At 26.9% G+C, this 25,579-nt stretch carries 32 protein-coding genes; all 32 read right to left on the bottom strand.

Annotated elements, in window-relative coordinates; genetic code table 11:
• Positions 1-138: 138 nt before the first annotated feature.
• The gene (locus ABDZ71_RS13535; RefSeq protein WP_343762265.1) at positions 139-387 is read right to left on the bottom strand and encodes a CPF_0552 family protein; all 249 of its coding nucleotides are present in this window, start codon (positions 385-387) and stop codon (positions 139-141) included.
• A gap of 190 nt (positions 388-577) precedes the next feature.
• Entirely contained in the window at positions 578-1,396 is an 819-nt protein-coding gene (locus ABDZ71_RS13540) for a purine-nucleoside phosphorylase (RefSeq protein ID WP_343762266.1), read from the bottom strand.
• A 32-nt stretch (positions 1,397-1,428) separates the two neighbouring features.
• Positions 1,429-2,244, bottom strand: coding sequence for a purine-nucleoside phosphorylase (locus ABDZ71_RS13545; protein WP_343762268.1), 816 nt, complete (start codon positions 2,242-2,244; stop codon positions 1,429-1,431).
• Positions 2,245-2,341: 97 nt separating this feature from the next.
• A complete protein-coding gene (xerD, locus tag ABDZ71_RS13550; protein WP_343762271.1) occupies positions 2,342-3,217 on the bottom strand; it encodes a site-specific tyrosine recombinase XerD in 876 nt (291 codons plus the stop codon).
• 51 nt (positions 3,218-3,268) lie between these two features.
• Positions 3,269-3,499 carry an endonuclease III gene (locus ABDZ71_RS13555; protein ID WP_425544713.1) on the bottom strand — a complete coding sequence of 77 codons (231 nt, stop codon included), beginning with the start codon at positions 3,497-3,499 and terminating at the stop codon, positions 3,269-3,271.
• A complete protein-coding gene (spoIIM, locus tag ABDZ71_RS13560) occupies positions 3,496-4,143 on the bottom strand; it encodes a stage II sporulation protein M (RefSeq protein ID WP_343762273.1) in 648 nt (215 codons plus the stop codon). Before spoIIM ends, ABDZ71_RS13555 begins: the two co-directional genes overlap by 4 nt.
• Positions 4,144-4,222: 79 nt before the next feature.
• On the bottom strand, positions 4,223-4,753 hold the full coding sequence (locus ABDZ71_RS13565; RefSeq protein ID WP_343762275.1) for an NUDIX hydrolase: 531 nt from the start codon (positions 4,751-4,753) through the stop codon (positions 4,223-4,225).
• Between the two features lie 383 nt (positions 4,754-5,136).
• On the bottom strand, positions 5,137-5,949 hold the full coding sequence (spo0A, locus tag ABDZ71_RS13570) for a sporulation transcription factor Spo0A (protein WP_343762277.1): 813 nt from the start codon (positions 5,947-5,949) through the stop codon (positions 5,137-5,139).
• Between the two features lie 180 nt (positions 5,950-6,129).
• Positions 6,130-7,362: a SpoIVB peptidase gene (spoIVB, locus tag ABDZ71_RS13575; protein ID WP_343762279.1), complete on the bottom strand. Its 1,233-nt coding sequence runs from the start codon at positions 7,360-7,362 to the stop codon at positions 6,130-6,132.
• 198 nt (positions 7,363-7,560) lie between these two features.
• Positions 7,561-9,267 carry a DNA repair protein RecN gene (gene recN / locus ABDZ71_RS13580; protein WP_343762280.1) on the bottom strand — a complete coding sequence of 569 codons (1,707 nt, stop codon included), beginning with the start codon at positions 9,265-9,267 and terminating at the stop codon, positions 7,561-7,563.
• Between the two features lie 10 nt (positions 9,268-9,277).
• The gene (locus ABDZ71_RS13585; protein WP_343762281.1) at positions 9,278-9,730 is read right to left on the bottom strand and encodes an arginine repressor; all 453 of its coding nucleotides are present in this window, start codon (positions 9,728-9,730) and stop codon (positions 9,278-9,280) included.
• Between the two features lie 2 nt (positions 9,731-9,732).
• Positions 9,733-10,581 carry an NAD(+)/NADH kinase gene (locus tag ABDZ71_RS13590; RefSeq protein ID WP_343762282.1) on the bottom strand — a complete coding sequence of 283 codons (849 nt, stop codon included), beginning with the start codon at positions 10,579-10,581 and terminating at the stop codon, positions 9,733-9,735.
• Positions 10,581-11,402 (bottom strand): TlyA family RNA methyltransferase, encoded by an 822-nt coding sequence (locus ABDZ71_RS13595; protein ID WP_343762284.1) that lies wholly within the window; start codon positions 11,400-11,402, stop codon positions 10,581-10,583. Before ABDZ71_RS13595 ends, ABDZ71_RS13590 begins: the two co-directional genes overlap by 1 nt.
• A gap of 19 nt (positions 11,403-11,421) precedes the next feature.
• Positions 11,422-13,284: a 1-deoxy-D-xylulose-5-phosphate synthase gene (gene dxs, locus ABDZ71_RS13600; RefSeq protein WP_343762285.1), complete on the bottom strand. Its 1,863-nt coding sequence runs from the start codon at positions 13,282-13,284 to the stop codon at positions 11,422-11,424.
• The gene (locus ABDZ71_RS13605; RefSeq protein ID WP_343762287.1) at positions 13,284-13,850 is read right to left on the bottom strand and encodes a hypothetical protein; all 567 of its coding nucleotides are present in this window, start codon (positions 13,848-13,850) and stop codon (positions 13,284-13,286) included. The genes dxs and ABDZ71_RS13605 overlap by 1 nt, the downstream gene beginning before the upstream one ends.
• A 773-nt stretch (positions 13,851-14,623) precedes the next feature.
• Positions 14,624-15,499 (bottom strand): polyprenyl synthetase family protein, encoded by an 876-nt coding sequence (locus tag ABDZ71_RS13610; RefSeq protein ID WP_343762289.1) that lies wholly within the window; start codon positions 15,497-15,499, stop codon positions 14,624-14,626.
• 84 nt (positions 15,500-15,583) lie between these two features.
• The gene (locus ABDZ71_RS13615) at positions 15,584-15,793 is read right to left on the bottom strand and encodes an exodeoxyribonuclease VII small subunit (protein WP_343762291.1); all 210 of its coding nucleotides are present in this window, start codon (positions 15,791-15,793) and stop codon (positions 15,584-15,586) included.
• Positions 15,794-15,832: 39 nt separating this feature from the next.
• Positions 15,833-17,035, bottom strand: coding sequence for an exodeoxyribonuclease VII large subunit (gene xseA, locus ABDZ71_RS13620; RefSeq protein ID WP_343762293.1), 1,203 nt, complete (start codon positions 17,033-17,035; stop codon positions 15,833-15,835).
• Positions 17,036-17,107: 72 nt separating this feature from the next.
• Positions 17,108-17,557 carry a transcription antitermination factor NusB gene (gene nusB / locus ABDZ71_RS13625; RefSeq protein ID WP_343762295.1) on the bottom strand — a complete coding sequence of 150 codons (450 nt, stop codon included), beginning with the start codon at positions 17,555-17,557 and terminating at the stop codon, positions 17,108-17,110.
• 112 nt (positions 17,558-17,669) lie between these two features.
• On the bottom strand, positions 17,670-18,068 hold the full coding sequence (locus ABDZ71_RS13630) for an Asp23/Gls24 family envelope stress response protein (protein ID WP_343762297.1): 399 nt from the start codon (positions 18,066-18,068) through the stop codon (positions 17,670-17,672).
• A gap of 79 nt (positions 18,069-18,147) precedes the next feature.
• A complete protein-coding gene (locus ABDZ71_RS13635) occupies positions 18,148-18,666 on the bottom strand; it encodes a SpoIIIAH-like family protein (protein ID WP_343762300.1) in 519 nt (172 codons plus the stop codon).
• 68 nt (positions 18,667-18,734) lie between these two features.
• Positions 18,735-19,358, bottom strand: a complete 624-nt coding sequence (gene spoIIIAG, locus ABDZ71_RS13640; protein WP_343762301.1) for a stage III sporulation protein AG — start codon at positions 19,356-19,358, stop codon at positions 18,735-18,737.
• Between the two features lie 17 nt (positions 19,359-19,375).
• A complete protein-coding gene (gene spoIIIAF / locus ABDZ71_RS13645) occupies positions 19,376-19,954 on the bottom strand; it encodes a stage III sporulation protein AF (protein ID WP_343762302.1) in 579 nt (192 codons plus the stop codon).
• 15 nt (positions 19,955-19,969) lie between these two features.
• Positions 19,970-21,139, bottom strand: a complete 1,170-nt coding sequence (spoIIIAE, locus tag ABDZ71_RS13650) for a stage III sporulation protein AE (RefSeq protein ID WP_343762303.1) — start codon at positions 21,137-21,139, stop codon at positions 19,970-19,972.
• Between the two features lie 8 nt (positions 21,140-21,147).
• On the bottom strand, positions 21,148-21,531 hold the full coding sequence (gene spoIIIAD / locus ABDZ71_RS13655; protein ID WP_343762305.1) for a stage III sporulation protein AD: 384 nt from the start codon (positions 21,529-21,531) through the stop codon (positions 21,148-21,150).
• A gap of 9 nt (positions 21,532-21,540) precedes the next feature.
• Complete coding sequence (spoIIIAC, locus tag ABDZ71_RS13660; protein ID WP_343762306.1) at positions 21,541-21,738, bottom strand: stage III sporulation protein AC; 198 nt, start codon at positions 21,736-21,738, stop codon at positions 21,541-21,543.
• Positions 21,739-21,793: 55 nt separating this feature from the next.
• Positions 21,794-22,312: a stage III sporulation protein SpoIIIAB gene (gene spoIIIAB, locus ABDZ71_RS13665; protein ID WP_343762308.1), complete on the bottom strand. Its 519-nt coding sequence runs from the start codon at positions 22,310-22,312 to the stop codon at positions 21,794-21,796.
• Positions 22,313-22,322: 10 nt separating this feature from the next.
• Positions 22,323-23,231 (bottom strand): stage III sporulation protein AA, encoded by a 909-nt coding sequence (gene spoIIIAA, locus ABDZ71_RS13670; protein WP_343762309.1) that lies wholly within the window; start codon positions 23,229-23,231, stop codon positions 22,323-22,325.
• A 239-nt stretch (positions 23,232-23,470) separates the two neighbouring features.
• Positions 23,471-23,896, bottom strand: a complete 426-nt coding sequence (locus tag ABDZ71_RS13675; RefSeq protein WP_343762310.1) for a CD1247 N-terminal domain-containing protein — start codon at positions 23,894-23,896, stop codon at positions 23,471-23,473.
• 44 nt (positions 23,897-23,940) lie between these two features.
• Complete coding sequence (gene efp / locus ABDZ71_RS13680; RefSeq protein WP_343762312.1) at positions 23,941-24,498, bottom strand: elongation factor P; 558 nt, start codon at positions 24,496-24,498, stop codon at positions 23,941-23,943.
• 226 nt (positions 24,499-24,724) lie between these two features.
• Positions 24,725-25,135: a hypothetical protein gene (locus tag ABDZ71_RS13685; RefSeq protein WP_343762315.1), complete on the bottom strand. Its 411-nt coding sequence runs from the start codon at positions 25,133-25,135 to the stop codon at positions 24,725-24,727.
• A 7-nt stretch (positions 25,136-25,142) separates the two neighbouring features.
• Entirely contained in the window at positions 25,143-25,577 is a 435-nt protein-coding gene (locus tag ABDZ71_RS13690) for a hypothetical protein (RefSeq protein ID WP_343762317.1), read from the bottom strand.
• Between the last annotated feature and the right edge of the window lie 2 nt (positions 25,578-25,579).

The raw sequence follows: 25,579 nt of genomic DNA on the forward strand, positions 1-25,579 counted from the left end.
ATTCATTTAAAATGAATTTAAGTTCATTTTAAAATATAAAAGGATTTAAATCAATATAATTATTTATTATTAACTAAAAGTTCAAATTTAGTATTTTCTGAATCTAAAAAATCCTTTAAATAAATTTAAAGGATTTTTTTATATTTCTAATAATTTAGCCTTAACAGCTTCTAAAGAGTTTAATTCATTTGTTAAATCATTTATTTTTTCTTTATCATCACCTATTAAATCTAAAAGAATTAGACCTGAAGTAGAACAATTTTTTATAGATGCTTCATGCAAACCTAATCTAGTTTTTATTATACATCCATGTTTAGTTAAAATCTCTTGAACTTTAGGTGCAGTTTTATTTCTTGGTGAAATTTTAATTGCTACAATATAAAACATCTTATTACCTCCTAGGAGCGTTATATTTTATATTGTAACCATCTATAAAGTATTTATATTAATTTTTAAAAAATATATCATTACTTATTAAAAATAAATAATAATATATTTAGAATTTTTCATAACCTTTTAATTTTATATTTTCATATAAAAATAGAGAAAAGAAATTTACTCTTTTCTCTATTTATTACTATATATCTTTTACTACTTCTTTAATTAATGACACAAACTTAATCATTGACTTATTAGCAACTTCTATAACCTTTTCATGATCTAAAGGCTCTAGCTTATCTGGAATTGCCATATCAGTAATACAAGAAATTCCTAAAACTTTCATCCCCATATGATTGGCTACTATAACTTCTGGTACTGTAGACATTCCTACTGCATCTGCTCCAATGTTTATAAGCATATTAAGTTCAGCTTTAGTCTCATAATTAGGTCCTGATACTGCTACATAAACCCCTTCTTGAACTTTCACATGGAGCTCATTTGCTTTCTCTTTAGCTAATTTTATTAAATCTTTATTATAGCATTCAGACATATCTGGAAACCTAGGTCCTAACTTGTCTACATTTTTACCTATCAATGGGTTATCTCCAGTTAAATTTATTTGATCTTTTATTATCATAAGATCTCCAGCTTTAAAGTCTTTGTTCATTCCTCCAGCTGCATTAGATACTATTAGTTTATTTATACCTAAACTTTTTATTACTCTTACGGGAAAAGTAACCGCTTCCATATTATGCCCCTCATAATAATGGAATCTACCGTTTAAAACTAATACTTTCTTTTTATTTAAGTTACCAATTATAAGTTCTCCAGCATGACCTACAACTGTAGATACAGGAAATCCTGGTATATCACTATATTTTATGACTGTCTTATCTTTTATATCGTTTACTATACTTGAAAGACCTGATCCTAATATTATAGCTACATCAATTTCTGTGGAATATATGTTTTGTATGTACTTTTTAGCTTTATTTATTTTATCTAAAATACACATTAAAACGCCCCCTTTATTTATTAAAGCAACTATTAAATTTCTTTAATTATAGATCTTACTAACGAAATAAATTTACTTCTTACCTTATTTGATGTTTCTATAACTTCTTTATGATTTAATGGTTGTGCTAATATTCCTGCTGCCATATTAGTTATACAAGAAATACCTAGAACCTTTATTCCCGCATGATTTGCAGCAATAACTTCTGGTACTGTAGACATTCCTACTGCATCTGCTCCTAATACTCTAAGCATTCTTATCTCTGCTGGTGTTTCATAAGTTGGACCTGTCATCATTGCATAAACACCTTTTTTAACTCTTATGTCCAATTTACTTGCTTCATTTTCTGCAAGTTTTATTAAATCTTTATTATAAGCTTCAGACATATCTGGGAATCTAGGTCCTATTTCATCATTATTTTTTCCCATTAATGGATTGTCAAATGCAAAGTTTATGTGATCGTTTATTATCATTAAATCTCCTGGCTCAAAATTTTCATTTACTCCACCTGCAGCATTAGTAACTATTATTTTTGAAACCCCTAAAGATCTCATTATATGTAAGGGTAAAACTACATCTTGCATTTTATTTCCTTCATAATAATGAACTCTTCCTTGCATCATAACTACATCTTTTCCGTTTAACTTACCAAAAACAAATTGTCCTGCATGACCTTTTACTGTAGATACAGGCATATTGGGTATATCTGAGTATTTAACTATAGTTTTTTCTTCTATTTCATTTGCTAAATCCCCTAGACCTGAACCTAATATTGCTCCTATTTCAGGTTGTTTTTTTATTTTGCTTTTAACAAAGTCTGCACTTTCTTTTAGTTTTTCTAAGTACATAATTATACCTCCTTATGTTTTTTTATATTTTATCATAGCAATATTATTTTAATATAAAATACCAAAATAATCTATACTAAAAATATCTTTAATTAATTTATGCCCTTGGATGAGCATTTTTATATATTTCAGCAATCTTACTTTTTTTAGATATTGAAGAATATATCTGAGTAGCTGCTAAATCAGTATGACCTAATAACTCTTGTACAGATTTTATATCTGCTCCGTTTTGAAGAAGATGTACTGCAAAGGAATGCCTAAGGGTGTAAGAGTTTATACTTTTATTTATTCCTGATTCTTTAGCATAAAACTTTATTATCTTCCAAAAGCCTTGCCTTGTCATTTGAGTACCTTTTAGATTCAAAAATAAATAATCTAAATTATATATATTTATACTAGGTCTTACCTTAAAATATTTTTCTAAACAATTCACTGAATAGGATCCTATTGGTATTATTCTTTCTCTTTTTTTAGTACCTCTACACTTTATATAATTGAGTTTTAAATTGACATCATATATAGTTAAATTCAAAAGCTCAGTTACCTTAACTCCTGTAGCATACATTACCTCAAGCATAGCTCTATCTCTTATACCTTTTTCTGATAAATCTGGAGACTGTAAAAGTCTATCCACTTCTATAACTGATAATATTTCAGGAATATTTCTTTTTACTTTAGGTATTTCGTAACCTACTGTAGGATCTTCTAAAACCATTCCTTTTTTTATTAGAAACTTATAAAAATTTCTTATGGATACTATATTTCTAACTATAGATGAATTAGCTCGTCCAACTTTTTGTAAATATTGAACATAGGCCATTACGGTAACTATGCCTATGTCTTCTACATTTTCTCTTCTAGTTTTAACAAACTCTTTAAATCTACTTATATCTCTACTATATGCATCTAAAGTATTTTTACTTAAATTTCTTCTTTTTAAATCTTTTATATAAGATTCTACAACGCTATTCATATATCATTCCCCTAATATAGTAAGTTTAGTTATTATATTCAACAAAAATATTTAAAAACCTCTAAAAAATCCTGTAAAAACTTTTATATAGTTATAAATAATTCTTATCTTTAAACTGATAGCTTTAAATACTAATGTACTATTTTCATAATAATCATTTTTCATAAAAAAATTATAAAGGACTAAATCTAATATTTTAGGTAATATACAACCAAAGAAAAATAAAATCAAAAAACATTTTATCATAGTTATTATACTATCTTTATATTCCCAAAATATCATACTAATAAACTACCAGTCCTTTCTACTACTAATTTTATCATATTTGGTGTTACATAAGACTCTAACACAAATCCTATAAACATGATACAAACTACAAATACAAAGGAAAAAGAGTAAGAACTTATCTTTACCCATATACTGTTTTTAACACGGATATTGCCTTTATCATTTAAAAGATGAATAGAAAATTCCATAGCTAAAACTGATGCAAACATTATACAAGGAATATATATTATATTCTGTGGTAATACTCCAAGTAGAGTAACCCACAAACCTTTTACACCCATTCCATTAACTACAAAACAAGTGGTAAACCCTATTGTAAAACCTTTTATAATGTCTATAATTAAAATAGCTGGTATTCCTATCATAGTTAAACCTAAAAACCATACTCCTATTATAAGAAGCATATTATTTTTTATAGTTTCAAACAATATAGCCTTTGAATTAATACCTTCTTTGTTTATCACATTAGTAAAATTATTTATGTAACTAAGCAAATCACTTTTTTCAAAAGACCCCATATACCTAACTGCATATATACCTAATACTATGCCTGTACAAATACATAAAAGACTTATTATATAGAGCCAAAAATTATTTTCTATATGTTTATTCATTCCTGTAATTAGTTTGCTTACCATTAATTAATCCCCCTTTGTTAAAACTCATCTTTTTTATATTTATGAGTGATTAAAGAGGGATATTACTTTTTATAAAATATCAATAAATTTTTTCCATAGCCATTGCACAGATACTTTTTGCATCTATGATTTTACCTTTTTTTATCAATTCTCTTATCTCATCTACTTTTACTTCTATTATATCTATAAATTCATCTTCATCATTTAATCCATCTTCACCTTTATACAAATTTTCTGCTTTATAAAGATATATATATTCATCACAAAAACCTGGCGAGGTAACCACTTTACCCATATATGTCCATTTTTTAGCTTTATAGCCTATTTCTTCTTCTAATTCTCTCTCTGCACATATCTTTTTATCTTCACCTTTTTCTATTTTACCTGCTGGTATTTCTAATATTTCCATATCTATAGGTTTTCTAAACTGTTTAACCATAAATATTTCTTTTTCATTTTTATATGCAATTACTGCTACTCCACCTTGATGTCTAACTATCTCCCTTTTTGACTCTTTTCCATTTGGTAATTTCACCTTTTGAACTTTTACATCTATTATTTTACCTTTGTAAATATCTTTTTCTTCTAAAGTTTTTTCAAAAAAATCCATATTATTCCTCCAAACATATAACATTTTTAATATATTATATATTATTTACTAATATTTTAAAATATATCTATATAATATTTATTAATATTTTAAAATGTATATACAGATTATTAAATAATCTTTTAGTTTTTATTTATATACTGTGAATATGGTGGTTTTAGTCTAATATAATTTTAAGATTAAAATATTTGTTATATTATATTCTTCGTATAAAAAATATAATTTTTTATAATTTTTTCCATAATAAAATAGATCTCTCCATTACTTATGAATGGAAAAGATCTATTATACTTTTAGAAAATAATATACATTTGTATTAAAAACTGTATTTTTGATTAGATTTTCAAACAAAACACGAATTGAAATTATTTAAGTAAAATATTTTAGCTTACTCTATTTTTAAGTCTTAATTTATCTGCTACCATAGCAATAAATTCAGAATTTGTTGGTTTACCTTTGTCGTTATGAATTGTATATCCAAATATTCTATTAATAGTATCTACTTGTCCTCTAGACCATGCTACTTCTATAGCATGTCTTATAGCTCTTTCCACTCTACTTGCAGTAGTATTGTACTTTTTAGCTATAGATGGGTATAACTCTTTAGTAACTGCTGATAAAAGCTCCATATCGTTTACTACCATAGTTATTGCTTCTCTTAAATACATATATCCCTTTATGTGAGCTGGAACTCCAATTTCATGTATAATATTTGTTATCTCTTGTTCTAAATCTGCTGGTTCATTTCTTGTAACCTTAACTTGAGATATGTCAGCTAATGGCACTGCTCTTTTAATCTCTTCACTACTTATAGTGTTATTAAACATTTGTCTGATTCTTTTTGTAAATACATCCATGTCAAATGGTTTTACAACATAGTAGTCAGCACCTAAACTTATAGCTCTTTGAGTAATTTTGTCTTGTCCCACTGCAGATAACACAATAACTCTTGGCATAGAATCCATATCCATTCCGTTTAATTTTTCTAAAACTCCAAGACCATCTAAGTGAGGCATTATTATATCTAGTACTACTAAATCAGGTTTCTTTTCTTCGATAAGTTTTATTGCTTCTACACCATCATTCGCTATACCTGTAACTACTATATCTCTTTGGTTTAATAAATAATCACTTAAAATATTGCAAAATTCCTTATTATCATCTGCAATGATAACATTAATTTTTGTTTCTTCCATAAGAATTACTCCCCTTTTCAATTAATTACCATTTATTAACAAATTATTTATTCGACAAAAGTATAACAAATCCTTCTTAGTTAATAAAATTTTATTATAAAAATATAAGATAGTACTTTTATACCACCTTATATTTTTATAATAACATATATATACAATTTTGTCATAAAAAATATCACATTATTTGCCATTTAATATATTAGCATCTTTAAGCATCCACTCAATATATATTCCATATCCTACATCTGGCTTATTTATAAGCACATGGGTAACTGCTCCTACTATTTTATTGTTTTGTATTATAGGACTACCACTCATTCCTTGAACTATTCCTCCACTTTTCTTTAGTAGTTCTTTATCTGTAACCTTAATAACCATGCTCTTTGGACCTGGTTTTTCTTGTTGAAGAACCTTTTGTATTTCTATATCATATTCTTTTGGTTCTCCACCTTCTAAGGTTGTAAGTATTTTTGCTGGCCCTTCTTTTATTTCATTTCTTAATCCTATTTTCATTGGTTTTTTATAAATTTTGTTAGTCATTTTTAAATTTGATCCACCAAAAATTCCACATTCTGTATTTTTATATATTTGACCTAATACTAAATCTTCATCCATAAATATTCCTTTTAACTCTCCAGGACTTCCTTTTACACCTTTTTTAACTGATACAATAGAAGATGAAACTATTTCTCCTCTATCTATAGTTAGTATAGTACCTGTATCCACATCTGTTATTGGATGACCTAAAGCTGCAAATTTTTTTGTTTTAGGATCATAAAATGTTAACGTTCCAACACCTGCAGTGGAATCTCTAACCCAAAGTCCTATTTTATAATTAGTATCTTTTTTACTTTTTTTAGGTTTAACTTTTTTAGTAATTTTTTCACCTTTTCTAGATATTAATACTTTTAAGTCTTCACCTTCACATCTTCTTATTATTTTTTCAACATCCTCTGAATTATTTACTTCTTGATTATTTATTTTTATGATACTATCTCCTATTTCAATACCAGAAGTGGCTGCTGGACTATTTATCTTTCCTTCTTTGCTCTCTATGTCGGATAAGGCGATCACTAAAGCTCCTTTTGTATTTAACTTAACTCCTACAGGCCTACCACCTGGATAAAGCTCTATGTCCTTAGAAACGGATTTTAAGGATACTGACTTTACAGGAAACATACCTAAAATTTTTACATCCATTTTTTTATCCTGATTATTATACAAAACATCAGAATTAGCATATTTTGCGCCACTATTTTCAGTCATTCTTATTAAATTTCCTGATTTAAATTTTTGTCCCTCTCTTACAAAAATAGTACTTGGAATATTTCTTACATCATTATAAATCAGTCCACTCATTAACAGGATAGTAGCGAAAAAAAAGATTAACAATTTTTTTGATTTTTTACCCATGATTTTACCTCCTGTCTAAAAAACTTGTTTAATTTTAAAATTCCCTTTTTAGATTTTTATTATCCTATTATAAACTTTCATATAAAGTAAATACTTTCAACTATAGGAGATTTATTTTAATTTGAAATTATTTTTTTAAATTAAAACCTAATATATATATTCCCCAAAAAGCAAATAAAAAATAACTAATGACGAGCATTAGTTATTTTTTATTTGCTTTATATTATTTTTCTTTTTATCTGCCATACTTATTATTTCTCTTGAATTTTCAAGAGTTATATCTGTAACAACACTTCCACCTATCAATCTAGCTATTTCTTTTTCCTTATCATTATTATTGAGTTTATCAACTCTTGTATATGTTTTATTATTATTTACTTCTTTGTATATGTAATAATGATTATCTGACATACATGCTATCTGAGATAAGTGAGTCACACAAAAGACTTGGTGATTTTGCGATATAGAATAAATTTTCTCTCCAACGCTTTGAGCAACTCTTCCACTTATTCCTGTATCTATTTCATCAAATATTACTGAAGGAACTTCATCTTTATCTACAAAAACAGTTTTTAAAGCTAACATTATTCTTGATAGTTCTCCTCCAGATACTACTTTATCTAAAGATTTTAAAGGTTGACCTGGGTTAGTTGATATATAAAACTCTACTTTATCTAACCCATTTTTTAGTATTTTATCTGTTACATCTACTTTTATCTTAAATGTACTTTTTTCTAATCCTACATAATCTAATTCTTTTTTTATTCTTTTCTCTAAAACTTCTGCCCACTGACATCTAATAGAATGAATTTTCATTCCAATATCTTTTAATTTATTTATAATATTTTCCTTTTGCATCTTTAGTTTTTCTATTATTTCTGAACTATTTACCATTTCTTCATATTGATTATTTATCTTATCTCTATAAATTAAAACCTTTTCTATAGAATTTCCATACTTTTTCTTAAAACCATCAATTTCAAATAATCTACTATTTATAGAATCTAATTCTTCTTTATCATAGTATATATTCCCTTTTATATCAGATATACTTCTTATATTCTCTTCTATAATATAATAAGCATCTTTTAATGAATCTTCTATTTTTTTTATTTTTTCTATAGATTTTATAGACTGCATTTCTTTTATAATGTATCCTAAAGAATCATACATAGAATTTTCTCCATCTATTCCTCCATAGAGTAAACTATAAGCACCGGTTAAAACTTTATTTATTTTTTCTGCATTAGATAACTCTTTAAACTTAGATTCTAATTCTTTTTCTTCTTCCTCTTTCAAATGAGCATTATCTATTTCTTCTACTTGATATTTTAAAAAATCTATTAATTTTTCTCTATCTGATTCATTACCGGAAAGATCATTTATCTTTTTGTCAATATAGATTAATTTATCATATTCCTCTTTATAGGTATCTTTAACTTTAATTAAACTGTCTTCCCCAAAAGAATCTAAATAATATATATGAACATCATTATTTAATAAATTTTGATTTTCATGTTGACCATGTATGTCTAAAAGCATAGAACCTATTTCTTTTAATTTAGAAATAAGAACACTTTTTCCATTTAACTTAGCAATACTCTTACCATATTGAAAAGTTTCTCTACTTACTATAAGCATATCATCTATTTCTATTCCTACAGTTTTTAGCTTATTTATAATATTCTGATTTTCTATTATAAAAACAGCCTCTACATAGGTCTTATTTTCACCAACTCTTATTAAACCTCTATTAAATTTTCCTCCTAGCACATAACTTATTGCATCTATAAGTATGGATTTACCAGCTCCTGTCTCTCCAGTAAATACATTAAAGCCTTTTTGGAAAGATATAGTAAGTTCTTCTATTAATGCAAAATTTTTAATATTAAGTTGAAGGAGCATAATAATCCTCCTATTCTTTAAGTATCTTCTTCATTTTTTGAACAATCTCTTGTGCCTTTTCATTACTTCTAGCAACAGCAAATATTGTATTATCTCCAGCTATTGTACCTGCAAGTCCTTCTAGATTTAAAGAATCAATAGCTTCAGCTGCAGCTGATCCTGAACCAGACAATGTCTTTACAATAACAAATTTATCTACACATTCTACATTAACTACTGTTTGGGAAAATATATTAATTAGTTTATTAGATATTTGGCCTTCTGTATGATTTATAGTTGCATACTTATATTTTCCTGAACTAGCTAAAACTTTTATAAGTTTTAATTCTTTTATATCTCTTGAAACTGTAGCCTGAGTAACATTCATTCCACTTTTTCTTAATTCTTCTGCTAACTCTTCTTGAGTATCAATATCTTTAGAATTTATGATTTCCAAAATTTTAGCATGTCTTGTAAGTTTCATAATTATTCACCTTCGCATTCTCTCAATCTATATGTTATTTTTTTTCTCAAAGTCTTAAAATAATTATCATGTTGAAATTTTATTAATCTACATCTAAATTTAGACTTACTTACTGATACCCTCTCCATAGTAATTTCTCTACATTTTTGACCATCAATAGTAAGTATTGGATCATCATGTCTTTTTTCTATTTGTATGTCAACTTTACTATTACCATTTAATATTATTGGTCTTATGCCTAATGAATGAGGACATATTGGTGTAACTTCTATTACATCTAAATTTGGATATAGAATTGGACCTCCTGAGGATAGAGAATAAGCAGTTGATCCTGTAGGAGTAGAAACTATAACACCATCTGCTACAAAATTAGTATAGAATATACCATCTATATATATGCTGTATTTAACTATCCTTGATAAATTTCCTTTTGTAACAACTATATCATTTAAAGCTAAAAAATTTTCTTCCTTATAATTTTCATCTGGAAATTTAGATTTTAACATTATTCTCTCTTCTATAGTATACTTGCCACTAAATAATTTTTTTATAGCTTCTTCACACTCACATAATTCTACTTCTGCTAAAAACCCTAAATGTCCTCTATTTATACCAAATATGGGAACATCATATTTAGCCACAGATCTTGCTGTTCCAAGTATTGTTCCATCTCCACCTAAAACTATAATAGCATCTAGTTTTCTTGTATCTTCATCATTTAGTTTTTGACAATCTTTAAATATTTTTATTTTAGCATCTTTATTATATTTATATATACAATTAAATATAAAATTTAAAGTATCTTCATCTACATTTTTACTCGTATTTATGTTTATCCCTATATTTCTCATCATACACCACCATTTAAATGTTTATGAGCCTCATTTACTGTATATTTTATATAATCGTCTTTAATATTAGATTTTAAACTTAAATCCTTGCTAAGATGTATAAGATATTCTATATTGCCTTCCGGCCCAGTTATTGGAGAGTACTCCAAATTAAGTATGTTTAAGTTATTGTTTTTTACAAATTCAGTTATCTTAGTTATAACTTCTTCATGAGTAGATTTTTCCCTTACCACACCCTTTTTACCAACTTTTTCTCTACCAGCTTCAAACTGAGGTTTTATTAGAGCAATTATTTGACCATTATCATTTAAAAGATTACATACCACAGGTACCACTAATCTTAAAGATATAAAAGATACATCTATACTTGCAAAATCTCCTAACTCATCTAAATCTTCTGGTTTTACATATCTTACATTTGTTCTTTCCATACACTTCACTCTAGGATCTACTCTTAACTTCCAAGCAAATTGACCATATCCTACATCTATAGCATAAACTTTTCTAGCACCATTTTGAAGCATACAATCAGAAAATCCTCCTGTAGATGCACCTATATCTAAACAAACTTTTTCATTTAATTTTATTCCAAATTGATTTACTGCCTTTTCAAGTTTTAGTCCACCTCTACTAACATATGGAAGCTTTTTACCTCTAAATTCTATATTAGAGTTTTCCTTAACCTTTTGACCGCATTTATCAACTCTATTACCATCTATAAAAATCTCACCAGCCATTATACTAGCCTGTGCTCTTTGTCTTGATTCAAAAATCCCTTTATTAACTAAAAGTATATCTAATCTTTCTTTTTTTTCTGCCATATTGCTCTCCTCATTCTTATTATATTATTTTCAAGATGCTCTTTACAATTCCTTTTGGGTCTAATCCTTCTATTTCATATAATTTTTCTACTTTTCCATGAGAAATAAACTTATCTTTAAATCCTAAATTTAATATTTTAACATTTTTATTTAAAGTATTTATATATTCTAAAATTATAGAACCTAATCCTCCATGAACTACATTATCTTCTACAGTAACTATAGTATATCCTTTATAAACTAAATCTTCTATAATACTCTTATCTATAGGTTTTATAAAGGTAGCATTTATAACAGTAGCATCTACATTATGCTCTTTCAATTCTTCTTTTGCTACCATAGAATATTGAACCATTTTACCTGTAGCTATTATAGCAACTTTTTCACCCTTTGAAATAATTTCCCATTTACCTTTTTCTATATTTTCTAAAGGAGTCATATGTATATTATCTAAATCTCCTCCTCTTGGATATCTTATAGCCACTGGGAATTTTTGATTTACAGCCCAACTTAAAATATTAGGCATCTCTTCTACACATTTAGGAGCTAAAATAGTCATATTAGGCATATGGGATAAATATGATAAATCAAATACTCCTTGATGGGTTTCTCCGTCGCTTCCTACAATTCCGGCTCTATCTATAGCAAAAACTACAGGCAAATTTTGTATACAGACATCATGTATAACTTGATCATATCCTCTTTGTAAAAATGTGGAATACACTGCAAATATAGGTTTAAGTCCCTCTGTTGCCATTCCTGCTGCCAAAGTTACTGCATGTTGCTCTGCTATTCCTACATCAAAAAATCTCTTTGGAAACCTTTTAGAAAACTCTAAAAGACCGGTTCCATCTCTCATAGCTGCTGTAATTGCAACTACTTTTTTATCTTTATTAGCAAGTTTTATTACTTCATGTCCAAAAGCTTTAGAATAAGTTTTACACTTTTTAGAAATAACTTCTCCTGTACTACATTTAAAAGGTCCTACTCCATGAAACTTATCTGGGTTTTTTTCTGCATATTTATACCCTTTACCTTTTTTAGTTATTACATGAATTATAACTGGACCATTTATGTTTTTAGCCATATTCATAACTGTTGTAAGCTGTTTAATATTATGACCATCTATAGGACCTAAATACTTTATGCCTATATTTTCAAAAAACATCCCCGGTACTACCATTTGTTTTATTCCATTTTTTACTCTCTCAAGTGATCTAGCCATACCTTTACCTATATTAGGTATTCTTTTTAAAGTATTATCTACTTCTCTTTTAAACTTATTATATGTAGGATCTATTCTTAATTTACTTAAGTAGCTAGACATACCTCCTACATTTTTTGCTATAGACATTTGGTTATCATTTAATATTATTGTCATATTAGTCTTTCTAAATCCTAAATCGTTTAAAGCTTCAAAAGCCATTCCTCCAGTTAAAGCACCATCTCCTATAACTGAAACCACGTTAAATTTTTCATTTTTTAAATCACGAGCTCTAGCTATTCCTAAAGCTGCTGATATAGATGTGCTACTATGACCTGTTTCAAATACATCATAAGGACTTTCAGATTTTTTAGGAAATCCACTCATTCCTCCAAATTGTCTTAGTCCATCAAATTCATCTTTTCTTCCTGTTAATATCTTATGTATATAAGCTTGGTGTCCAACATCCCATATAACCTTATCTTTATTTAAATTAAAGGTTTTAAATATACTTAAAGTAAGTTCTACTACCCCTAAATTTGAAGCTAAATGTCCTCCTGTTTTTGAAACTGAATCTATTAAAAATTCTCTTATTTCCTTAGAAAACATATTTAATTCCTTAAAGGACATAGACTTAACCTCAGTAAAATCCTTATATTTATCTAATATTTTTTCCATTAACATCTTCCCTTTTTCACAAAATGTATAGCTTTAGAAACTTTTCTAACTATAATGTTACTGTTATTTATAGCATATCCTTTCCCTAAAGCTTTTCCTCCAATTGTAAGAGCTCCTATTAAAACTCCTATCATAGTTGTTATTATAGTAATATTAACATCTACTATATTGCTTACTTTGCTTGATATAAGTATACCTATAGATCCACTGACTATTCCACAAATATCTCCTACAACATCATTACATACACTTGAAACTTTTTCAGCATTACGTATAAGCCTAACTGCAATTTTAGCTTCTTGTATTTTATTAGAAGCCATAGCATGAAAAGGTGTCTCTTTTGCTACAGTAACCGCTACTCCTATTATATCAGATATAATACCTGCAAATACTATGAAAATTAATATAATAAAAGCTACTAATAAATCAACTCTTTTTAGTAGCATATCAGAAATAAAAGATATGCTTCCACAAAATATCATAGACCAAATAATTATTGTAAAAATCCATTTAGTATTAGATTTATTAGAAGCATTCTTTTTATATTTTTTTTTACTATTACCCAATCACCATTCCTCCATTATTATATATATAAAAGATGGCAATATAATGAGTAAAATTTGTGGCTTAGGTCTAGTAGGATTTCCCAAAATATAACCAAAACGTCGCCATCTTGGCGGTTTCCCTTTAATATATTATCTACTTTGTCACCAAAAATAGAACTAGATCACCACTTAGTCCACACTGTAATCCTCACCATATCTCTTAAGAACAGTCTAGGAGATTTCCTCAACAGTTGGATATACCTCTAGCCTCTTTTGCAACATAGGTTTCAGTAACCAATAGCCCAAAGGTTTGGCCTAACCTTTGAATTCAGACTTACCTCTCCCCATATCACTCAAGGCAGGCTACGCTACACATAGCTATTCGCCACATTGCAGGTTTAATCCATTGTCGTCTATAGAGAATCTCTCTCTATAAACAAGCAACGGTCTCCATGAAAGTAGGGTCAATTGCGCATGCCATTGCGGTTGCCCCAGCTTTCTTTCTCCCAGCACAAGCCCATGGCTGGGCGTCATAAGCCAGCACCAGGAGCTTCATCGATGTGCCCTTTGACGGATTTTTAGCCCCGCCTTCAAAGTATATTTACCTGACTAGAATACTGCGCCATCCCTTAAAAACAAATTTATTACAAATCAATAAGATTGTATTTAACTTTAAGTTATAATTAGTTATTCTAATATGCAAAGCATTTTTTATTATATCATATAATATTAATGTATGCACATTAGTGCTTCTTAATTTAAATTTATTTAAAATAATTTAATATTATCTATCTTTAAAATTCTCTCTTTAACAAAAACAATGTCAGTTTTTCTAAATCTCCCGTATTTTTCCCTATATTAGATAAAATATCTAAACATTCTTTTGTGAGTTTTTCACACATTTCATTACATTTATCTAATCCATATACTGTTACAAAAGTTGTTTTATGATTTTCTTCATCACTTTTAACGTTTTTACCTAAAGTTTTACTATTTCCTACTACATCTAATATATCATCTCTTATCTGAAAAGCCATTCCAAGTTTTTTCCCAAACTTTTCAAAATTATTTATATCTTCCTTTGGAGCATTAGAAAGTATAGCGCCAGCTTTTATAGACGCTTTTATTAAAGCTCCAGTTTTATTTTCATGCATATAATTAAGTTTTTCTATAGGTATACTTTTATTTTCACTTAATATATCTACAACTTGACCTGCTATCATTCCTTCTGCTCCAGCAGCTTTAGATATCTCCATAGATGCTTCTATGCCTAGCTGTTTATTTTTAACTGAATAATCAAACATTATATTCATAGCTTCATTTAAAAGAGCATCTCCTGCAAGTATTCCTATAGCTTCTCCAAAAACTTTATGATTTGTAGGCTTACCGCGCCTTAAATCATCATTATCCATAGCTGGCAGATCATCATGAATTAAAGAATATGTATGTATCATTTCAATAGATGCAGCCATATTTAAAACTTTACTATAATCTTTTTTATACATAGAATATACAATTAAAAGCAAAATAGGTCTTATTCTTTTCCCTCCTGCTTTTATACTATATTCCATAGCCTCATATATTCTTTTGTTATACTTACATCCTTTATCTAAAAAATAATTTTCTATCCAACTATCCACTTCTTTTTTTAGTATTTTAATATTTTCCACTTAAATCATCTTCCCAACTATAATGTTTTTTATTCTTAGGCATATGAAAATAAATAACAGGTCAATTATTTATTTGAATGTGCCTTAATTAAAATCTTCTTCTCCACTTTCAGTAAGTACTTTTATCTTACCTTCTGCATTATTTAAAGTTTTATAAAGCTTACTGCAAAGTTTTATTCCTTCCTCATATTTTTTCATAGAATCTTCTAAATTTAATTCTCCATTATCCATTTCCTTTACTATATCCTCTAATTTATTTAACATATCTTCAAATTTTTCTTTCTTTCTAGCCATGTTTTTCTCCTTTCTAATACCAAACTTTTAATTAGCTATCTATTCTTTTACTTCATTTATTTTCATCTTTAAGCTTCCATCTTTTAATGTAACTTTTATATGTTCTTTCTTTTTTAATTCTTCTTTAGAGGTTATTAGATTTTCCTTATCATCTTCTATTATTGAATATCCTTTATTTAAAACCTTAAAAGGATTATATGCCTCTAAAAGAGAGCTGTACCTTAATATTTTATCTTTATTCCTATCTATATTAGATTTCATTTTCATATTTAATCCATCTTTTAACTTTTCTATGTGATTATACTGATTAACTATAACATTCATAGGACTATTTAATTCTAATTTATTTTTCAAACTATCTATATCTGTTTTCTTGTAACCTATATTATTTTTCATACTTACAAATAATTTATTTTTATAGTTATATACTTGCCTTTCCCATTCTTTTGAATTAAAAACTGCAATTTCTGCTGCAGCTGATGGTGTTGGGGCTCTTCTATCTGATACAAAATCTGCTATAGTAAAATCCGTCTCATGTCCTACTCCTGATATTATAGGCTTTTTAGATTTATATATACTATAAGCTAATTTTTCATCGTTAAATGACCATAATTCCTCTATAGATCCTCCCCCTCTAGCTATAATAATAAGGTCTACATCACTTATCTTATTCAATTTTTCTATTCCATCTATTATTGTACTACTAGATTTTTCTCCTTGAACTAATGCAGGATATATTAATAAGTTTATATTTTTATTTCTTCTTTTTGTAACATTTATTATATCCCTTAAGGCTGCTCCTGTTATTGATGTTACTACACCTATTTTTTTAGGAAAACTTGGTATATTAACTTTATGTTCTTCTCTAAATAAACCTTCTTCTTCTAATTTATTTTTTAATTTTTCAAAAGCTATATAAAGGTCTCCAACTCCTTGAGGTTTCATACTTTTACAATATAGCTGGTAAACTCCACCTTTTTCGTAAACAGATATATATCCTTCTATAACTACATTCATTCCTTCTTCTGGTATAAACTTTAAATTTCTAGCATTACTTCTAAACATCACACAATTTATTTTACTATAAGAATCTTTTAAAGAAAAATAAATGTGTCCACTGCTATGAATTTTTAAATTTGATATTTCTCCTTTTACAGAAGAATTATTAAGTATAAAATCATTGTCAATAATATTTTTTACATATTTATTTAAATCAGAAACTGATAGTGTTTTAATATACATAATATACTCCTTTTATATAATTAAAAGTGACAAGCTTAAAGCCTCCCACTTTTAATTATAATATATTAATTTTTATTTAACCATATTTCCTAATACACCATTTATAAATGATGCAGATTTTTCAGTAGAATACTTTTTAGCAAGTTCTATTGCTTCGTTTATTGATACCTTATTAGGTATATCTTCTTCATATAATAACTCATATGTACATAATCTAAGTATAGTTAAATCTATTTTAGATAATCTATTAATTTTCCAATTAATTAAGTTTTTTTGTATTTTATCATCTATATCTTTTACATTTTCTTCTACACCTTTTAAAACTTTATCAACATATTCCATATCTATGTTTTCTAGATCAATTCCTTCTTTGTCCTTTTCTAATTCTTCATCACCATCAGTTCCTTTATGGAAAGATTGAAGATTTTGTACATCCTCTAGCACTTCTTTATAACTTTCCTTATTAATTATTGATTGAAATAATAATTTCATAGATATTTCTCTTGATTTTCTTCTGCTCATATTTTCCTCCTCTATATGGTAAAACTTATGTATATTATATTATTTTTTATAAAGTACCAATCCTTTACATAGAAACACCCTCTCCTTTTTATTGAGAGGGTGTAAACATCTACTATTGTTCTAAATCTAATACCTCTGCATCTTTATTCATCTTAGGTATCATAACATTTTGAACATGCACATTCACTGCTGAAACTGCAAGTCCTGTCATAGATTCCACTGCTTTTTTAACATCTTCTTGAGCTTTAAAAGCTACTTCTGGAATCTTAACCCCATATTCTACTACAACATATAAATCTATAGAGGCACTACTTTCTCCTACATTTACCTTTACACCTTTAGATAAATTTTTCTTCCCACTAAGTATTTGAGTTATGCCTCCCACAACTCCGCTACTCATTCCAACGATTCCATCTATTTCTGTTGCTGCAAGTCCTGCTATAACGCCTACAACTTCATCAGATATTTTAACTATTCCCATATCCATATCATTATTCATGTTATCTTCCATATACAGTACCTCCTAAGTTCTGAACTACCAAAACATTTAATCATAGGTTTATTATATCAAAACCCTACATTTTTTACAATTATTCTTTAGTTTCAATTTCTACTTCTTGAATATTAGATATACTCATAACAACATCTTTTATTTCTCTTGTTTCTTTATCTGTTAGTTTATCCTTTCCTTTAACAATTAATCTAACTTTATTATTTTCTACAGAACATATAACATCGTCATATCCTTTACCTTTTAAAACTGATTCTATTTTTGATTCATAATTTGAATTCATTGCAAGCTTAGTATATTTTTGTACTGCTTCTTCTTTGTTCTTTTTAGGAACATTCTTGTCATCAACTATAGATTTTAGTGTTTGCAATGTTTGAGCTGATTTATGATCTCTGTTTAATTTTGTCTCTGCAAAGAAGTCTGAATTACTACTACTTTCCTTACTTTCTGTTTTCTTGGAAGTATTATTAAATGACACTGTACTTCCTTCTTCATTTCCGTTAACGTAAAGTGGACTATTAAGTTTTGTAGCAAGAACTCCTGCACAAACTATTAAAACTACCAACGCCATGATTATTGCACCTTGTTTTTTATTCATTATTCATTCCCCCCAAATATAACTCTAAAAAATTATATGCTTTAAATTTGATTTATATACTTATATTTTTATTTTTTCATAGGATACACATTAACTTTATTTTCTGGTATATTAAATAAATTTATTACAGCATCTGATATTCTAAGTTTAGTCACACTCTTTTCTGCACCTTCAGCTACAATACATACTCCTATAATTCTAGGTTTATATTCTTTAACTATAAGAGGTTCTGTTTTATCTCCATTATTAGTTACTACAACTGTATTGCCTTTATTTTCTTGAATGGTATTTCTAGTACCTCCTTCTGTATCTTTTTCTTCACTTGTGTTTGTAGAATCAGTTATATTCATTGCTGGCACTTTCTCTTTTCCAGCTTCAAAAGTAACCATTACATCTACCTTTCCTACACCTTCTATCTTTTCCAAAGTATTTTTCAAATCTTCTTGTATCTTTTTTTCGTAATCTAAATTAGTAGACCCCTTATTTTCATCCTTATTTTCAGTTTTAGGTTTATTTAAATTGCTACTTACTTTCTTTTCAGATCCTGTACTTACATCTTTAAAAAAGCTTCCACAAATTAAAAATAAAATACCTACTAAAATTAATATCAAAAAGTTAACCGTATTTTTTTTAGTCTTTTTATCTTTGCCTAATTTTTTTGCTCCTTTTTTTATTAGTTTTTTAAAATCCATATATATACCTCCTGGATTTATAGTTTATATATATTTATTTTACTTTTTGAAATATCTAATTTATTGCTTATAAACTTCTTTATACTAGGGCTAGACTTAATAGTATCTTCACTTTGCTTTTTTTCATTATGCCTATTTATGCTAACTTTTTTTATTCTCTCTACACTTCCATCTTTAACACCTATTTTTATAGCTTTTATATCAAAAGTATTTTCTTTTGTATATGCTACATCTACTGTTACTTTATACTTATTTTGTGGAAATTCTTTTTCTAAATCTTTTTTTGTCATAGTTTCTATATTCTTTTTAAAATTTTTTGAAGTTTTTTCTATACTTTTTTTCTTATAATCATCAAAATCTTCTTTATACTTATTTTCATTAAATTCCTCAGTTGCTTTAGCTATATACTTTTCCGGACTGTTATTTTTATTAAAAATACCTATTATAGGATTTAATATTACCGTCACAAGAATAAGCCCTAGTACAAAATTACAGTATTTTTTCATAGAACTACTAGGCAAAATCATCTCTATTGCTGTTATAAAAAACACCGCTACACATATATTAATAATCCATTCTCTTAACCATTGTAGCAATACTTTCACCTCACCTTATGAACCTATCATAACTTTTCCTGCAGAAGCTACTATACATATCATTATAAAAAACATAAAGGAAACACATATTACACAAGACAGTATAAGTATTAAAGAATTTCCAGCAGCTTCAACACAGTTTACTAATCTACTATCACTTACTGGCTCTATAAGAGCTGCTGCTAATTTATACATTAGAGCCATCATTAATATTTTTATAATAGGCACTAAAAGCATAGCTATAAGTATTATTAGAGCTAAACTACTTAAAGAATTCTTAAGTAAAACAGAATAGCCTGCTACAGTAGAAATAGCATCAGATAAACATTTACCAACTACCGGTATAAAATTATCCACAGCATATTTTGCAGTTTTAGCAGTAACTTGATCTATAGTTTTACTTGTTATTCCTCTTATTGTTATTATTCCTATAGATACTGTCATAACTATTCCTTGAATCCACAGAGCTATTTGATTTAAAAGTTTAGTAAGCTTACTTACTTTATAATCTTTAGATAAATTATTTACAAATTGCAAAACAAAAGTCATAGATATTATAGGTATTATAAAATCTGAAAATATCCTAGAACTTATATTTAATGCCCCTAAAACTAAAGGATCTATCAAAGAAGCCTCAACTATTCCACCTACACTTGCAACAAGCATTACTAAAATAGGCATAAGTGCAGTCATAAAATCAGTCATTTTCTTTATTGTTTCTCTTGCTATATCTATTCCTAGATAAAAACTTCTTGAAAGTATAACTATTATAAGAGCATAGCAGGCAAAGTATGCTATGTTAGACAATGTATCATTACTAAATGCTTCTTGAAGATTGTTTAAAAGAGCACATATTATAGCTACAACTATTAAAGTACCTATCATTTTCATAGAAGCTGCAACTTCTTTAAATGCATATGTAATGGCAGATTTTGCTGCTTTTTTATAAGATAAATTACTAGTTCCGTTTTTTAGAAAATCATTTACATATTCTTTAGGATTCACATCTTTTAATATTTCATATTCATTTTTCATATCGGAAATATAATCATACAGCTTCTCAATTTTGGTATCATCGTCTTTTTCTATATTATTGTTATTACTAGGGCTAGCTTGTACATTAAAGTTTAAAATCAAAGCTAATATCATGCCTAAAAATACGCTTACAAATATATATTTTTTCATATTTTCACCTACATAATCTTTAGAATAGATTTAAGTACTGCCATAAGAATAGGTATTGCAAGAGATAAAATTAATATTTTCCCTGCAAACTCTACTTTAGAGGCTATACTACTTTCTCCTGCATCTTTACATATTTCACTACAAAAGGTAGCTAGATATGCTATTCCTAATATTTTTAATACTGTAGTAATGTACACAAAATTTATATTAGCTTTTAAAGCTAACTGTTGTATAAACTGCATAATAGCCGTTATTTTTGATATTAAAAACAAAAATATAATTACTCCTACAGCTATACTAATTTGAACCGCCAACTCCTTTTTTTCATCTCTAAGAATTAATACTAAAAATAAAGAAATAAGCGCAAATGCCACAATTTTTACAATTTCCATCTTTGCCCCCTATAATTGAAACATAGTTCTTACAGCATTAAAGAGCTTGTTTATTAAACTTATAACCATCATAAGTATTATTACTATTCCAGCTAAATTAGTGACTACTGCATAGTCTTCTTTACCACTAGATTTTAATATTTTATCTAATATAATGATAAGTATACTAACTGCAGCGATTTTAAATATTAATCCGACATCTAGCATAATATGCCCCCTCTTAACTAAACATAGTTAATAAAATAATTTCTCTCCCTAAAAATCACACAAACATAATTACTAAAGTTGCCCCTATTGTAAGACCTAAATATCTATACATTTTTATATTTTTATCCATATTTTCTTTAGCTAAGCTACTTTGTCTTCTTAGGTTATATAAAGTTAATTCAATTATTCTTTTTTGACCTTCAACATCAGACTGTCCTAAGCTTTTTGATAAATCTAACATTATATTTATATCTTCTTCATTTATATTTATAGAATCTTTTTGGGATTTAAAGGTTTCATAAAAAGCTTCATATACACTATCTACTTTATGATCTCTAAGTTTTGTAGAAATATTTTCAAATATAGCCCCTATAGGCTCTATACTTTTTCTACTTATCTTATATAATATTTCTGGTATAGGCGTATAGGTATATGTAACTTCATTTTGAAGTTCATTTATACACCTTTCTAGTTCTGTAAGTTCTTTTGATCTTTTTCTAAATTTATCAGCATATAAAAATCCCCAAGATAAACATCCTATAAAAACCATTAAACTTCCTACAATTTTAAACATATGGAGCACCTCAAATTTTTGTTTTCTTATCAAAATCATATACATATTCAACAGTACCTACCCCTCTTTTTTGGCTAAGTACTACTGCTCTTTTAAAAACATGATTTTCAATAATATCTTTAAATACAGGTCTTTTATATATATCCTCTATACCAAATCCATGAATTGTTGAAATTAATTTCACTCCAGAATTTAATGCAGAAACAATGCTTTTTATATCTTCTTTCGTTCCTATTTCATCACAAACTATAACTTCTGGAGACATACTTCTTATAGCCATAAGTATACCTTCACTTTTTGGGCAACTATCTAATACATCTGTTCTTTTTCCTACATCAAGCTGTGGCACACCATTATAACAAGCTGCTATTTCACTTCTCTCATCAACTATACAAACTTTATTTCCTTTTAAAGATAGTTTGTCTACTCCGTTAGAAATAAGCCTTGTTAAGTCTCTTATAATAGTAGTTTTACCGCAATTAGGAGGGGATATTACTATGGTATTTAGTATATTATTATCTTTTATAATATTTGAGATTATTCTTTTTGAACAATCTACTACTTGTCTACATATTCTTATATTTATAGAACTTATGTTTTTTATAGTCTTAACTGTACCAGAATCTACAACACATCTACCACAAATTCCTACTCTATGGCCTCCATTTATAGTTATATATCCCTGTTTTATCTCCTCATCAAAACTATACATGGAATAATAACTCATTCTTTGAATTATTGTTTTTATATCTTCTCTTGTAGCTATATAAGGAGAAAAAATTTCTTTACCTTCTATATTAAAGCAAAGCTGTTTATCACATTTAACTCTTATCTCTTGTATGTTTTTAATGTTTTTTAATTTTAAAACTATTCTACCAATTCTATCTGGAAGTATATCAAGTATTTCTTTAGTATCCATTTTCATCATCTCCTCTCTCTTATAAAATATCTATTTTAAATACAATAAAATTATTCCATTATTTTTCAAAAGTTATTATATTTTAAATATATTAAAGGTTATATAAATTGAGAATAAGTAAAAAAGATTGATTTTTATAAAATACAAATATTAAAATTATACTTTTAACATTCATAAATTAATATTATGCAATAAAAAAAAGTCAGATAGAAAATTCCATCTGACTTTTTAGTCATTATTTAATCATTATTTTTACATTCACTTTTACATTCAATAAAATTATCTTGATTACAATAATCTTCTAGTGATATATCTTTTTGACAATTAGGACATGCCACTTTTAATTTATTATGAAAAGCGTCTTTATCAATGTATATAGTTTCATCACAATTAGGGCATTCAACTCCTACAAAATCTTCAAGAAAATCTAAATCATCATCTTCTTCATAAAGATCTTCTTGTAATGAAATAAAATCTTGATCCAATGTGTCTACATAGTCTTGAAGTATAAGTTGAGATTGTTTCATCTCTTCCATTTCTTGTGACATAGATTCTAAAACTTCTAACATAGACATCATAATTTTTCCTTCATTACTGTCTTTGCTTATATCTAATCCTTCAGCTAAACCTCTTAAATAAGATACTTTTGAAACTATAGATTTCACTAAACCACATCCTTAAATAATCCATACTCTATTTACAGTATAGACTAAACTCTTTCCATATATTCACCAGTTCTTGTATCTATTCTGATTGTATCTCCTTCGTTAACAAAAAGTGGTACTTGAACAATTGCTTCTGTTTCTAATGTAGCTGGTTTCATAACATTTGTAGTTGTATTTCCTTTTGCTCCTGGCTCTGTATGAGTTATAGCTAATTCAACAAAATTTGGAGCTTCAACAGAAAAAGCTTCTCCTTTAAAGAATTTTATTGTAGCAAACATGTTTTCTTTTAAGAATTTTATTGCTTCTTCTACCTTATCATATTCTAATGGAATTTGTTCAAATGTTTCTTGATCCATGAAATAATATAATTCTCCATCAGTATATAAATATTGCATTTCTTTTCTTTCAATAACTGCTTCTTGAAGTTTTGCAGTTGGATTAAATGTTGTTTCAGTTACAGCTCCTGTTATGGCATTTTTTAATTTTGTTCTTACAAAGGCCGCTCCTTTTCCTGGCTTAACATGAAGGAACTCTACTACTACAAATACTTGTCCATCGTGTTCAAAAGTAGTTCCTTTTCTTAAATCTCCTGCTGATATCATCTATGTATCCCTCCAAAACTTAATAATCCTTTTATATTATAACCCGTATAAGGCAATGATATACTTATCATAATCCAAATAATAAAAATACCTTTGTGCTTATGTAATTGACTAACTCTGGGTCATATCAAACAATGTTATTTTATCAAAAGTTTTATTTATTTGCAAATATTATTATGGATAATATGAATCAAATTTCATGAAATTGGTTAAATATCTTTTTACTTTATGTAAATTCAGGATAAAACTCAACTTCCAAATATGTATTTATATTGTTATTTTTTTCTCCTTTTATATGTAATTCTTTTATATTCTTAAAACTAGGTATTTTATACAACCTGTTTAAAGTTCTTTTAAAATTGTCTAATGTATTATTGGTAGATATCTTAACAAGAGAATTATTCTTATCTTTTTTTATGTTTAATATACATATATTTTTATCTTTATTTAATTCTTTTAATACTTTACTTGTAGATGAAATTTTTTTAACTTCATTAAAACTTAAATTTTTTATATTATTCAATTCATCAGTTTTAAAACAAGTTTTACTCCTTTCCTCTAAATATACATAAGTTATAAATATAAAAATCAATACTAATATTAAGGATAATCCCTTAAATAGGTGTAACTTTTTCATCTAATAATCACTCCAAAATCATTTTAAAATTAGAATTTTCCTCTTCATTTTTAGGAGGGATTATACTTTTCATTACAAGTTTATCCCCCTTTTCCAAACAATCTATAAATTTATAGTAACAAGACATATTACTACATTTACCTTGTATAACAATTTCATCTTTTTTCATATATATTTCATTTAATTCTATTCCTTCTTCTTTAGATGAACATATGTAGTTAAATTTTCTTATTATATTTTTACTCTTAGTTTTTTTATTTTTTAAGGCTTCATCTTTTATTTTTTTAATTTGATTATCATATAATAAAATTTTATCTTTATTTATTGAAATATTCATCAATATTAATGTAATAAATAAAAATAATATAATATTTAAAAGAATATATTTTTTACTTTTCTTTTTAGCTTTCATTTCTACATAAAAGTCCGGAAGAAAATTCATTT

This window comes from Clostridium oceanicum, from assembly GCF_039521385.1.
Lineage (GTDB): Bacteria > Bacillota > Clostridia > Clostridiales > Clostridiaceae > Clostridium_F > Clostridium_F oceanicum.